The sequence below is a fragment of the Streptomyces sp. NPDC046876 genome, from assembly GCF_040645035.1.
In the GTDB taxonomy this organism is placed as follows: Bacteria; Actinomycetota; Actinomycetes; order Streptomycetales; family Streptomycetaceae; genus Streptomyces.
Genome location: NZ_JBEYXK010000012.1, coordinates 23739 through 36776, shown reverse-complemented (window position 1 = coordinate 36776; position 13038 = coordinate 23739). Strand labels below are relative to the sequence as shown.

Annotated in this window: 8 protein-coding genes; 6 read left to right on the top strand and 2 right to left on the bottom strand. The window is 74.1% G+C overall.

What is annotated here, in order from left to right; translation table 11 throughout:
* The first annotated feature begins 10 nt into the window (after nucleotides 1-10).
* The 3 genes from ABZ924_RS10060 to ABZ924_RS10050 all read left to right on the top strand — a co-directional run bounded on the left by ABZ924_RS10060 (nucleotide 11) and on the right by ABZ924_RS10050 (nucleotide 4570).
* Nucleotides 11-889: an AraC family transcriptional regulator gene (locus tag ABZ924_RS10060; protein WP_361906514.1), complete on the top strand. Its 879-nt coding sequence runs from the start codon at nucleotides 11-13 to the stop codon at nucleotides 887-889.
* Nucleotides 890-1046: 157 nt separating this feature from the next.
* On the top strand, nucleotides 1047-2693 hold the full coding sequence (locus ABZ924_RS10055) for a DUF4190 domain-containing protein (RefSeq protein WP_361906512.1): 1647 nt from the start codon (nucleotides 1047-1049) through the stop codon (nucleotides 2691-2693).
* A gap of 122 nt (nucleotides 2694-2815) precedes the next feature.
* Complete coding sequence (locus ABZ924_RS10050; protein WP_361906510.1) at nucleotides 2816-4570, top strand: NAD+ synthase; 1755 nt, start codon at nucleotides 2816-2818, stop codon at nucleotides 4568-4570.
* 81 nt (nucleotides 4571-4651) lie between these two features.
* Here the strand turns inward: ABZ924_RS10050 and ABZ924_RS10045 are convergent, their stop codons facing one another.
* On the bottom strand, nucleotides 4652-5680 hold the full coding sequence (locus ABZ924_RS10045; protein ID WP_361906508.1) for an endonuclease/exonuclease/phosphatase family protein: 1029 nt from the start codon (nucleotides 5678-5680) through the stop codon (nucleotides 4652-4654).
* 352 nt (nucleotides 5681-6032) lie between these two features.
* On the opposite strand from ABZ924_RS10045, the gene panB reads away from it, so the two are divergent.
* From panB to ABZ924_RS10030, 3 genes are all read left to right on the top strand, one after another.
* The gene (gene panB, locus ABZ924_RS10040) at nucleotides 6033-6893 is read left to right on the top strand and encodes a 3-methyl-2-oxobutanoate hydroxymethyltransferase (protein ID WP_361906506.1); all 861 of its coding nucleotides are present in this window, start codon (nucleotides 6033-6035) and stop codon (nucleotides 6891-6893) included.
* Between the two features lie 254 nt (nucleotides 6894-7147).
* Nucleotides 7148-8191, top strand: a complete 1044-nt coding sequence (locus tag ABZ924_RS10035; protein WP_361906504.1) for an ATP-binding cassette domain-containing protein — start codon at nucleotides 7148-7150, stop codon at nucleotides 8189-8191.
* The gene (locus tag ABZ924_RS10030) at nucleotides 8188-9057 is read left to right on the top strand and encodes an ABC transporter permease (RefSeq protein WP_361906502.1); all 870 of its coding nucleotides are present in this window, start codon (nucleotides 8188-8190) and stop codon (nucleotides 9055-9057) included. Before ABZ924_RS10035 ends, ABZ924_RS10030 begins: the two co-directional genes overlap by 4 nt.
* Before the next feature lie 61 nt (nucleotides 9058-9118).
* Here ABZ924_RS10030 and ABZ924_RS10025 read toward each other — a convergent pair whose 3' ends face one another.
* On the bottom strand, nucleotides 9119-13009 hold the full coding sequence (locus tag ABZ924_RS10025) for a BTAD domain-containing putative transcriptional regulator (protein WP_361906500.1): 3891 nt from the start codon (nucleotides 13007-13009) through the stop codon (nucleotides 9119-9121).
* Between the last annotated feature and the right edge of the window lie 29 nt (nucleotides 13010-13038).

Here is a 13038-nt window from a genome sequence, read left to right as displayed (position 1 = left end):
GGAGGCCGGGTTGCTGGAGCACCTGAACCGGGCCATGGACCACATCGAGGACCACCTCGACGGCACGGTCGACGCCGCCGAGCTGGCCCGTATCGCGATGACCTCGGAGTACCACTTCCGGCGGCTCTTCTCGGCGCTGGCCGGGCTCCCGCTGTCGGAGTACGTGCGGCGCAGGCGGCTGACCGTCGCGGGCGCCGAGGTGCTGGCCGGGGAGCACACGCTGCTCGACATCGCGGTGCGCCACGGCTACACGTCCGCGGAGGCCTTCGGACGTGCGTTCCGGGCCGTGCACGGCATCGGTCCGGGCGAGGCGCGGCGCACCGGTGCGGTCCTGCGCTCGCAGCCCCGGATGTCCTTCCGCCTCATCGTCGAAGGGAGTACCACCTTGGAGTACCGGATCGTGGAGAAGGAAGCCTTCCGCATCGTCGGGAAGAAGGCCCGCGTGCCGCTCGTCCACGAGGGGGTGAATCCGGCCATAGCGGAGTTCATCAAGAGCCTCGCGCCGGAGACGGTGCAGCGGATCACCGCCCTGTCCGACCGGGAGCCCGACGGGATTGTCTCGGTGACCGAGGTCCTCGGCGACCGGCGGGTGGAGGGCACCGAAGTGGACTACCACCACGGGGTGGTGACCGGTGCGGAGCGGGCCGAGGGCGAGTTGGAGGGCCTGGACGTCAGGGCCGTCCCGGCCGGGACCTGGGCCGTGTTCGAGAGCAGCGGCCCGTTCCCGCAGGCGCTGCAGACCCTGTGGCGGGACGTCTTCACGCAGTGGTTCCCGTCCAACCCGTACGCCTCCCGGCCGGGGCCGGAGATCCTGCGCACCCGGCCGTCGGCGGACTGGACGGAGGCGGACGCCCAGCTGTGGATCCCGGTGGAGCGGATGCCGGTCTGACCGGGCGCGGGGGGTGCGGTGCCGGACGCGGCGCCGCACCCCCCGCGGCATCCGCTCCCCCGGGCCCCAAAAGGCTTTTGGCCGGTTCTCGCGCCCATGGCAGGCTGACCATCCGATCATCTGCCCGCCGCACGCATACGAGGACACAGCCGCCAGCATGAGCACGCCGCCGCCGAACCCGTCCGGCACTCCCACGGAGCCCGAGGGCATCCCCGTACCCGAGCCGGAGGCGGCCCCGACGGCGGGCCGGCCGGTGTCGTTCGACAAGACCCCGGAGCCGCAGGCCGCCGCGCCGACCCCGGAGCGGGAGCGGGAACCGGAGCCGCAGGCCGAGCCGGAGCCACAGCCCGAGGCCGAGCCCGCCGCCGCAGCCGACTCGCCGGCGGCGGACGGGCCGGTGTCGTTCGAGAAGGCCTCAGAGCCGCAGGCCGACGCGCCGGACCCGGAGCCCCGGCTGCAGCCGGAGCCGCAGGCCGGCCCGGCCGCCGTCGCAGCAGCGCCCGCGGACCAGCCCGTGTCGTTCGACAAGACCCCGGAGCCGCAGGCCGACGCACCGGACCCTGAGCCGGAGCCGGAGGCCGACCCGGAGACGCAGCCCGAGGCCGAGGCCGAGGCCGCCGCCGCAGCCGACTCGTCGGCGGCGGACGGGCCGGTGTCGTTCAACAAGGCCCCGGAGCCCCAGGCCATCGCGCCCGCGGCCGACCCGTCCGCCGCGCCCGTGCCCGCACCCGCCCCCGCACCCACCCCCGACCCCGCCCAGACCCCGGCGCAGCCGGCCCCCGCCCCGGCCCCCAACCCCTTCGCCGCCCCCGACCCGGCCGCCGTGCCGCCCACCCCGCCCGCCGGCTTCGCCCCCGTCGGCCCCGCCCCGGCAGCCGCCGGCGGGTTCGCCGGCGGGTTCGGCGGCGGGGCCGTGCCGCCCGGCGGGAACCCGTGGGCCCAGCCCGGCTGGGGCACCGGCCCCGGCCACCTGTGGGGCCAGCCCGCCCCCGCCTCCAACGGCCTGGCCGTCGCCGCGCTCATCACCGGTATCTTCGGCCTGCTCTTCGGCCCGATGCCGTTCTTCTTCTGGGCCGGCGGCGCCCTCGGCCTGGTGGCCACCGGCCTCGGCATCGGCGGGATCAACCGCGCCTCGGCCGGGTTCGGCCGCAAGGCGATGGCCGTCACCGGAACGGTTCTCGGCGTGCTGGCCCTCGGCGCCTCGGTCGGCGGCTTCTTCCTCACCGGTGTCGTCGTCGGCAAGGCCCGCGAGCGGACCCACGAGCGGATCGACCGCGACTGGCCGGGCCCCGGCGGCCGCCTCGGCGACGACTTCGACGATGACTTCGACGACGACTTCGACACCCCCACCCCGTGGCCCACCAGGCCGCCCACCCGGCCGTCGAAGCCCGCCCCCTCCCCGTCCAAAGAGCCCGGCATGACCTCGCCGCTGCCCTTCGGCCAGACGTACACCTACGCCAGCGGCATCAAGGTGACCCTGTCGGCGCCGAAGCAGTACCGGACGAAGAACAAGTACGCCAAGGTCGGCAACGCGGTGGAGATGACGCTCACCATCACCAACGACTCGGCCGAGACCCACCACGTCATCTACGCCATGCCCAACGTCCGCGACGACAAGGGCATGACCGCCAAGCTGGTCTTCGACGGCGACGTACCCAAGATGATCACGGGCGACATCCTCCCGGGCCAGTCCGCGAGCGGTGTCGTGGCCTACGAGGTCCCCGAGGGCACCGCCACCATCAGCGCCGACATCTCCCCCGGAACGCTGATGCCGAGCGCGAAGTTCAGCGGCCCGATCGGCTGAGCCGAAACGGCTGGGGCCGAGACGGCCGACCCGAAACGACCGACCCGAAACGGCCGACCCGAAACGACCGACCCGGCCGGGGCCCAGGACATCGCGTCAGAAAGACGATTACACTGGGCCCCGTGCCTCAACTACGCCTCGCTCTGAATCAGATCGACTCGCACGTCGGCAACATCGCGGCCAACGCCGACTCGATCCTGCACTGGACCCGGCACTCCGCCGAGCAGGGCGCCCACCTCGTGGCGTTCCCCGAGATGGTGCTGACCGGGTACCCCGTCGAGGACCTCGCCCTGCGCACCACCTTCGTCGAGGCCTCTCGCACCGCCCTGCTCGCCCTGGCGGAGCGCCTGGCGGCAGAAGGCCTGGGCGAGCTCCCGGTCGTCGTCGGCTACCTCGACCGCAGCGAGCGCTCCACCCCGCGCCTGGGGCTGCCCGCCGGCTCCCCCGAGAACGCGGCCGCCGTACTGCACCGCGGCAGGGTGGTGCTCCGCTTCGCCAAGCACCACCTTCCCAACTACGGCGTCTTCGACGAGTTCCGCTACTTCGTCCCCGGCGACACCCAGCCGGTGCTGCGCGTCCACGGCGTCGACGTGGCCCTGGCGATCTGCGAGGACCTCTGGCAGGAGGGCGGCCGCGTGCCCGCCACCCGCTCCGCCGGGGCCGGCCTGCTGCTGTCGATCAACGCCTCCCCGTACGAGCGCAACAAGGACGACGTGCGCCTCGAACTGGTGCAGAAGCGGGCCCAGGAGGCCGGCTGCACCCTGGCCTACCTGGCGATGATCGGCGGCCAGGACGATCTGGTCTTCGACGGCGACTCGATCGTCGTCGACGCGGACGGCGAGGTCATCGCCCGCGCCCCGCAGTTCTCCGAGGGCTGCGTCCTGGTCGACCTGGACCTGCCGGCGGCCCGGGCCGACGCCCCCGAGGGCATCGTGGACGACGGGCTGCGCATCGAGCGCGTCATCCTGTCCGAGGAGCCGGTGGAGCCGTACGAGCCGGTCGTCACCGGCGACTACGCCGACCGCCTCGACGACGACGAGGAGGTCTACGACGCGCTGGTCGTGGGGCTGCGCGCGTACGTGAAGAAGAACGGCTTCCGCTCCGTCCTGGTCGGCCTGTCCGGCGGCATCGACTCCGCGCTCGTCGCCGCCATCGCCTGCGACGCCATCGGCGCGCAGAACGTGTACGGCATCTCCATGCCCTCCAAGTACTCCTCGGACCACTCCCGGGGCGACGCGGCCGAGCTCGCCGAGCGGACCGGCCTGAACTTCCGCACCGTCCCCATCGCCCCGATGTTCGACGCGTACATGGACGCCCTGGGCCTGACCGGCCTGGCCGAGGAGAACCTCCAGTCCCGGCTGCGCGGCACCCTGCTGATGGCGGTGTCCAACCAGGAGGGCCACATCGTGCTGGCCCCGGGCAACAAGTCCGAGCTGGCCGTCGGCTACTCCACCCTGTACGGCGACTCGGTCGGCGCATACGGCCCGATCAAGGACGTCTACAAGACGGACGTCTTCCGGCTCGCGCACTACCGCAACCGGGCCGCGGTCGAGCGCGGCGAGACCCCGCCGATCCCGGAGAACTCCATCGTGAAGCCGCCGAGCGCCGAACTGCGCCCGGGCCAGGTGGACACGGACTCGCTGCCCGACTACCCGGTGCTGGACGCGATCCTGGAGCTGTACGTGGACCGCGACCAGGGCCTGGAGGCGGTCGTCGCGGCCGGCTTCGACCGGGAGCTGGTGGCGAAGACCCTGCGGATGGTGGACCTGGCCGAGTACAAGCGCCGCCAGTACCCGCCGGGCACGAAGATCTCCGCGAAGGGCTTCGGCAAGGACCGCCGCCTGCCCATCACGAACGGCTGGCGCGAGCACGCGTGACACGGCACCGCTGAGGCACGCCAAGGGCCGCGGCCGCTTCTCGCGGCGGCCGGGGCCCTTCGCCGTCTGCCCGTGCTGCTCCTACTTCTTCACGGTCACCCGCGCCGCCACCGGCAGGTGGTCGCTGCCGGTGCGCGGCAGGGTCCAGGAGGCCTCCGGCTTCATCCCGCGGACCATGATCTGGTCGATCCGGGCCATCGGGAACTGGGCCGGCCAGCTGAAGCCGAAGCCGTCGCCGGCGGCGCCCTGCGTGGAGCGCATCTGCGAGGTGACCTCCGACAGGGAGCGGTCGTTCATCGTGCCGTTGAGGTCGCCCAGCAGGACGACCTTGCGCAGCGGCTCGCCCGCGAGCGCGGCGCCCAGCGCGCCGGCGCTGTTGTCGCGCTGGTTGGCGGTGAAGCCGGCGTTCAGCTTGACCCGGACGGAGGGCAGGTGCGCGACGTACACGGCGACCGCGCCCTGCGGGGTCTCCACGGTGGTGCGCATGGCCCGGGTCCAGCCCAGCTTGATGTCGACGGCCCGGCTGGAGGTGAGCGGGTACTTGCTCCACACCCCGACGGTGCCCTCGACCGCGTGGTACTTGTACGTGGCCTCCAGCGCCTGCTCGTAGACGGGGACGGCGCTGCCCTTGAGCTCCGTCAGGGCCAGCACGTCCGCCCCGGCCTTGGCGACCGAGCGGGCGGTGCCGCGCGGGTCGGGGTTGTCGGCGTCGACGTTGTGGGAGGCCACCATCAGGTTGCCCCCGGAGCCGGACTTGTCGATGACCAGCCCGCCGAAGAGGTTCACCCAGACGATGGCCGGCAGCACGAGCGCGATCAGCGCGGTGGCCGACTTGCGGACCACCGCGGCGGCGAGCAGCAGCGGGACGGCCAGCCCCAGCCAGGGCAGGAAGGTCTCGGTGAGGCTGCCGAGGTTGCCGACGGCGTTGGGCAGCTCCGCGTGGAGGATCATCACCAGCGAGACCGCCACCGCGAGGGCCGCGGTCACGATGCCGCGCCGCCAGATCCCCGGGTCGCGCCGCAGCTCCGCCAGGCGCCGGCGGAATCGGGATCCGGAGGACTCGGGCCCCGAGCCGCCGTTCCCCGTCTCCGTCATGTACGCCTGTGCCATGCCACTGCCCTCGCTGCCGTGCTTGCGCTCCGTCCCCGCACCATGACCCTAGGCGATCGACGAAGCCTTCCGTGCCGGTGTTCCCGGCCGTACGTCCGGGAGGACGAACGGCCATACGGCCCGGGTTCCGCTTGTCACGAAACGCGCACATTCGCTCGGACGCGCGCACTTCGCGCCATCGGGCGGCCGTCGGGCGACCATGAGGAGGGCCGGAGCAGGGCTCGTGCGCGACGGGAGTGTGACGCACCGGTCACCGCGCCACTTTCCCAGTGAGCGAGACAGGTGCAACCATGGTGGATGAGTCCGGGGACGCCGTGAGGGCGCCTCGAGATGACATCAAGGAGCAGTTGCAATGACGCATGCCGTTTCGCCTGCCCGCGAAGCCGCCTCCCCCACCCTGTACGGAGGCACGGGCACCCGGCGGATCACCGTCCGCGACCTCACCCTCGCCAAGGAGCGCGGCGAGAAGTGGCCCATGCTCACCGCCTACGACGCGATGACCGCGTCCGTCTTCGACGAGGCCGGCATCCCGGTCATCCTCGTCGGCGACTCGATGGGCAACTGTCACCTCGGCTACGAGAACACCGTCCCCGTGACGATGGACGAGATGACCCTGCTGTCCGCCGCGGTGGTACGCGGCACCAGCCGGGCCCTCGTCGTCGGCGACCTGCCGTTCGGCTCGTACCAGGAAGGCGCCGTGCAGGCGCTGCGCAGCGCGACCCGGCTCGTGAAGGAGGCCGGCGTCGGAGCGGTGAAGCTCGAGGGCGGCGAGCGCTCGCTGCACCAGACCGAGCTGATCGTCCAGTCCGGCATCCCCGTCATGTCGCACCTGGGCCTGACCCCGCAGTCCGTCAACGCCATGGGCTACCGGGTCCAGGGCCGCGGGGACGAGGCCGCGCACCAGCTGCTGCGCGACGCCAAGGCGGCGCAGGACGCGGGTGCCTTCGCGGTGGTGCTGGAGCTGGTCCCGGCCGAGCTGGCCGCGGAGGTCACCCGTTCGCTGCACATCCCGACGGTCGGCATCGGCGCGGGCGCGGAATGCGATGCGCAGGTGCTGGTGTGGACCGACATGATGGGCCTGACCGGCGGGAAGATGCCGAAGTTCGTCAAGCAGTACGCCAACCTGCGGGCGACGATGACGGACGCGGCGAAGGCGTTCGCCGAGGACGTCGTCGGCGGAGCGTTCCCGCAGGAGCAGCACGCGTTCCACTGAGCCGGTGAGCCCTGAGCCGCTGAGCCGGTGAGCCGGTGAACCCCTGAAGCACTGAAGCACTGAAGCACTGAAGACCACTGAACCGGCAGCCCGTCGCCCTTACGGCGTACGGGCTGTCGGCGTTCGTTCGCGCTCGTCGGCGTTTCGTCGGCGTTTGTCGTCGGCGTGTTGTCGGCGTGTTTGTCGGCAGCCTGTCGGTCCGTGTCGGTGGCTGTCGGTCGGCTGTCGGTGGTTTGTCGGCGGCTGCTGGTCCCATGGTGGACATGACGCGAAACGACAAGAATCCCCTGAACGGCCCGAACGCCGTCGAGGTACGGGGACTGGTCAAGCACTTCGGCGAGACCAAGGCCCTGGACGGTGTCGACCTGGACGTCCGCGAGGGCACCGTCCTCGGGGTCCTCGGCCCCAACGGCGCCGGCAAGACCACCCTGGTGCGCTGCCTGTCCACGCTGCTCGTCCCCGACTCCGGCACCGCCCGGGTCGCAGGCTACGACGTGGTCCGCCAGCCGCGGCAGCTGCGCCGCACCATAGGCCTCACCGGCCAGTACGCCTCGGTCGACGAGAAGCTGTCCGGCTGGGAGAACCTGTACATGATCGGCCGGCTGCTGGACCTGTCCCGCAAGGAGGCCCGCGCACGCGCCGACGAGCTGCTGGAGCGGTTCTCCCTCACCGAGGCCGCGAAGAAGGCGGCCATGCAGTACTCCGGCGGCATGCGGCGCCGCCTCGACCTGGCCGCCTCGATGATCGGCCGCCCGGCCGTGCTCTACCTGGACGAGCCGACCACCGGCCTGGACCCCCGTACCCGCAACGAGGTGTGGGACGAGGTGCAGCGGATGGTCGCCGAGGGGGCCACCGTCCTGCTCACCACCCAGTACATGGAGGAGGCCGAGCAGCTCGCGAGCGAGCTGACGGTCATCGACCGCGGCAAGGTCATCGCCAAGGGCAAGGTCGACGAGCTGAAGGCCCGCGTCGGCGGCCGCACCCTGCGGATCCGCCCCGCCTCCGCCGCCGACCTGCCGGGCATGGCCCGCGCCCTGGCCGAGGCCGGTCTGGACGGGGTGGCCGGCTCGCAGGCCGTGCCCGACGAGGGCGTGCTGCTGGTGCCGATCCTGAGCGACGAGCAGCTGACCGCCGTGGTCGGCCTGTTGGCCGCCCGCGGGTACGCGATCGCCGACCTCGGCACGTACCTGCCCAGCCTGGACGAGGTGTTCCTCGCCATCACCGGCCACCGGACCGACACCGCCGACGCGACCGAGCAGACCGAGAAGACCGAGAAGACCGAGGGGGTCGCGGCATGAGCACCGTCACCACGAACAAGCCCGACGGCACCGCGGCGACCGCCGCCGCCGGCGGCGGCGCGCACGGCCAGGCGCTGCCGCCCTCCGAGGGCCGGATCGGCCTGCGGGCCAACCTGCGGCACATCGGCGCCCTGGTGCGCCGCAACACGCTGCAGATCAAGCAGGACCCCGAGTCGATGTTCGACGTCCTGTTCATGCCGATCATCTTCACGCTGCTGTTCGTGTTCGTCTTCGGCGGCGCGATCTCCGGCAAGGGCAACCAGGAGGCGTACGTCAACTACGTCGTCCCGGGCCTGATGGCCATGATGGGCATGAACATCGCCATGGGCGTCGGCACCGGCGTCAACGACGACTTCAAGAAGGGCGTGATGGACCGCTTCCGGTCCATGCCGATCGCCCGGTCGTCCGTGCTCCTCGCCAAGATCGTCGTCGAACTCGGCCGCATGATGGTCGCGATCGCGATCCTGCTCGGCGTGGGCTTCCTGCTCGGCCTGTCCATCAAGACGTCCGTGCTCGACCTGTTCCTGTCCATCGGCCTGTCCGCCGTCTTCGGAGCCTCGCTGATGTGGATCTTCATCCTGCTCGGCCTCACCATGAAGACCGCCCAGGCCGTCCAGGGCATGGCCATGCTGGTCCTGATGCCCCTGCAGTTCGGCAGCTCGATCTTCGCCCCGCCGACGACCATGCCCGGCTGGCTGCAGTCCTTCACCGACTACAACCCGCTGTCCAATCTGGCCGACGCGGCACGCGGCCTGATCAACGGCGGTCCCGTCGCCCACCCGGTGTGGGTGACCCTGGCCTGGTCCCTGGCCATCACGGTCGTCACCATGCCGCTCGCGGTGCGCAAGTTCCGCCAGAAGACCTGATCCGGACGGCGGCCGGTCCGTTCCGGATCGCGTCCCGGACGGGCCCCGCACGGGGGCCGGGTCAGACGAGGGCGGTGGCCTCCTCCAGGGTGAGGCCGCCGCCTTCGGCATGCGCCGCCTCGTACGCGGCGTCACCGAGCGCCGCTCGGGCCAGCTCCTCGGCCCGGGCGGCGTCCTCGCGTTCCGTGGTGATCGGGAAGTGGTGGGGCGGCAGCAGCGTCCGGTACGCGCCGAGCAGCCGCGCGGCGTCGTACGCCTGCTCCCGGCCGCCGAGGCTCACGTGCGACAGCGCCGCCGTCATCAGGTACACGGCCGGCAACTGCGGGGCGACCATCACGGCGAGCGGGTCCCGGGCGCTGACCAGGGCCTGCCGCAGCAGCTCCAACGCCTCGGCGTGCTTGCCCTCCTGGTTCTCCAGCCAGGCCATCGTGCCGAGCAGGAAGCCGTCGAAGATGGCGTACGCGCCGAAGGCGAACTCCTCGCGCAACTGCTGGAGCTGGGCGCGGGCCTCGGAGATGCGGCCGGTGCGTCCGTAGCAGCCGGCCAGGAACATGCGGGCCGCGGGCAGGGCCTCGTTGCCGTACGAGCGCGGGACGCTCAGGATCTCGGTCAGCAGGGCCTCCGCCTCGGCGACGCGGCCGCTCTCGATGAGGACCCCGGCCATGCGCACCCGCAACACCGTGACCTGGGAGGGGGCGCCGAGCCGCTCGGCGTACTCGATCGCGGCCAGGTAGTCCTGCGCGGCGAGCGCGTACTGGCCGCGCTTCTCCCGGGCCTCGGCGCGGGCGGACAGGGCCTCGGCGCAGCCCCAGTCGTCGCCGAGCTCGGTGAACAGGGCCAGGCTCTCGTCGGCGTCGCGCGCGGCGTCGCCCGCCCAGTCGGCCCGGTTCGCCAGGATGTTGGCCCGCATCTGCAGGGTGGCGGCCAGCTCCCAGCGCTGCTCCAGCTCGCGGCAGGCGTCGACGGTGGCGTTGATGGCGCGCCGCAGCAGGTCCACCTCCCCGGCGATCATCACGGCGAAGATCCACAGGGAGCCGGGGGCCCAGCAGGTCTGCGGCAGGCCCGGCGCGTAGGCGGCGATGATCCCCTCGATCCGGGGGCGGATGTCCGGGGAGGTCCAGCTCTCGCTCGTCTGGTCGCGGGCCGCGAGCTGGACCAGGCGGATACCGCGCCAGGCCTCGGTCAGCAGCTCCCCCTCGTACGGCGGGGGCGTGTCGATCAGCCGCGCGTACACCGGCTCGGCGGGCACGACGGGCGCCAGGAAGGGGTCGGGGCCGAGCGCGGCGGCCGCGTCGGCCCAGTGGCGGGACTCGGCACGCAGGTCGTGCATCATCCAGTACCAGCCGAGGGAGTGGATCAGGCACAGCACCTCGTCGGTGTCGCGGGCGGCGACCGCGCGGCGCAGGGCGGTACGGAGGTTCTCGTGCTCGGTGGCGAACCGCTCCCCGGCCGCCCGCTGGTGGGGGCCGCGCAGCAACGGCTCGGTGGTGCGGGCGAGTTCCCGGTAGTGGACGAGGTGGCGGCGCTCGGCGGCGGCCCGGTCGCCGGGGACCTCGTCGAGCCGCTCACCGGCGTACTCGGCCACGGTCTCCAGGAGCCGGTAGCGCATGCCGTCGGGGGCGGGGGCGGCGATGACGAGGGACTTGTCGACGAGCGCGCCGAGCGCATCGGCGACGTCGAGGCGTTCTCGGCCCCTGTCCCCGCAGACGGCTTCGGCGGCGGCGAGGTCGCAGCCGCCCGCGAAGACGGACAGGCGGCGCAGCACGGCCCGTTCGGGCTCGTCGAGCAGGTCCCAGGACCAGTCCACGACCGCGCGCAGGGTCTGCTGGCGGGGCAGCACGGTGCGGGCGCCGCCGGTCAGGAGGCGGAAGCGGTCGTCGAGGCGGTCGGCGATCTGGCGCGGGGTGAGCAGGCGCAGCCGGGCCGCGGCCAGCTCGATGGCCAGCGGCAGCCCGTCCAGGCGGCGGCAGATCTCGGCGGCCGCCTCGGGGTCGTCGTCGGGGGTGAAGCCGGGGCGGGCGGCGGCGCCGCGGTCGCCGAGCAGCCGTACGGCGACGGGGTCGGGCAGCGGCTCCACCGGCCGCAGGAACTCCCCCGGCACGCCGAGGGGTTCGCGGCTGGTGGCCAGGATCCGGACTCCGGGGCAGCGGGTGAGGAGCTGCTCGGCCAGCTCGGCGGCCGCCCCGACCACGTGCTCGCAGTTGTCCAGGATCAGCAGCAGCCGGAGCCGGGCGCAGTGCTCGGTGAGCCGGTCGAGCGGGTTGTCGCCGGCCCGGTCGGTCAGCGCCCGCATCTCCTCGGCGGAGCCGCCGCGCAGCTTGGTCTCGCGGGCCCCGAGCGCGGAGAGCGCGGCCTCGGCGACGTCCTCGGGGTCGTCGACGGGGGCCAGCTCGACGAACCACACCCCGTCGGGCGCGGCGTCGGCGGGCTGCGCCTCGGCGGCCTCCTGCGACAGCCGCGTCTTGCCGGCGCCGCCGGGCCCGAGCAGGGTGACGAGGCGCGCCCGCGCCAAATCACCCCCGATGGCCCGGATGTCCTCCTCGCGCCCGACGAAGGTGGTCAACCGGGCCCGCAAATTCCCCCGCCGAACCGCGGGCACGCCCGACCCGGCGGGTCCGGCGGGTCCGGCGGGTCCGGCCACACCGGCCCGCCCCCCGGCCTGGCCCGCGCCGGCGGACCAAGCCGCGTCCTGCCCGCTCCCGGTGGCCGGGGCGGGTGCGAAGGCGGCCCCGGCCCGGCCCGCGCCGGCGGACCAAGCTCCGGTCTGTGCTGCCCCGTCCTGCCCGTCCCCGGGGGCCGGGGTGGGCCCGGCAGGCGCGAAGGCGGACCGGGACACGGCCGGCTGGGCCCACGCGGTCGGGGCGTACCCGGCCGCCGCCTCGGCCCGCCCGCCTCCGGCGGGGGCGACGGGGCCGACCGGGGCGGTTCCGGCCGGTGCGTCTGCGGCGCCGGTCCAGGCCGGCCCGGCAGGCGAACCGCGGCCCGGCACGCCGTGGCCGGGCTCGGCAGGCCCCGTACCCGCCCCACCCGGGGCGCCGGATCCCGGCACGCCGTGCCCGGGCACAGCAGATCCCGGCTCCGGGCGGGCACCGCCGGAAGCCGGGTCCGCCTGGCCCGGACCCGCGGGCACGCCGTAGCCGGGGGCGGTGCGGCCGGGGCCCGCCGGGCCCGTGCCGGGCCGCGGCGCGGCCGGGCGCCGGGCCCGGCGGGCCCCGGGCGGGGTGACGGGGCGGTGCTCCGGGCCGGACAGGAGTTCGGTGTGCAGGGCGCGCAGGGCCGGGCCCGGGTCGGCGCCCAGGCGGTCGGCAAGGGCCTGCCTCACCTCCTCGTAGGCGGCCAGGGCCTGCGCCGCCCGCCCCGCGTCCCGCAGGGCCCGCAGCCGCAGCACCTGGAGCGGCTCGTCCAGCGGCTGCTGCGCGCACAGCGCGGTCAGCTCCGGCAGGGCCCGCTCCGCCTCGCCGAGGTCGAGGGCCGCGCCGAGCCGCCCCCGGCGCGCGTCGGTCCGTACGGCCTCCCAGCGCGCGGCCTCCGCCCCGGGGTCGGGGAGGTCGGCCAGGGCCGGGCCGCGCCACAGCGCCAGGGCCTCGTCGTACAGGGCGGCCGCCCGCGCCGGGTCCGGGTCCGCCGCGGCGGCCCGGGTCAGCCGCTCGAAGCGGTACAGGTCGACGTCCTCGCGCCCGGCGGCCAGCTCGTAGCCGCCGCCCTCCGCCGACCGCACCGCCCCGTGCCCGAGCGCCCGGCGCAGCCGGGCCACCAGCGCCTGCAGGGCGGCGGGCGCGTCGGCCGGCGGGTCGCCGTCCCACACATCGGCCACCAGCAGGTGGACGGGCACCGCCCGCCCCGGCCGCAGCGCGAGCGCGGTCAGCAGCGCCCGCAGGCGCGCGCCGCCGACGGCGACGGGTGTCCCGTCGTCGCGGATGGCCTGTGTGGTGCCGAGGATCGCGTAGCGCACCGCCCCATTCTCCCCGGCCCCCGGTGCCG

Coding starts and splice junctions, on each gene's coding strand:
- ABZ924_RS10055 (WP_361906512.1), top strand. CDS start 1,047: ATGAGCACGCCGCCGCCGAACCCGTCCGGCACTCCCACGGAGCCCGAG.
- ABZ924_RS10045 (WP_361906508.1), bottom strand. CDS start 5,680: ATGGCACAGGCGTACATGACGGAGACGGGGAACGGCGGCTCGGGGCCC.
- panB (WP_361906506.1), top strand. CDS start 6,033: ATGACGCATGCCGTTTCGCCTGCCCGCGAAGCCGCCTCCCCCACCCTG.
- ABZ924_RS10035 (WP_361906504.1), top strand. CDS start 7,148: ATGGTGGACATGACGCGAAACGACAAGAATCCCCTGAACGGCCCGAAC.
- ABZ924_RS10030 (WP_361906502.1), top strand. CDS start 8,188: ATGAGCACCGTCACCACGAACAAGCCCGACGGCACCGCGGCGACCGCC.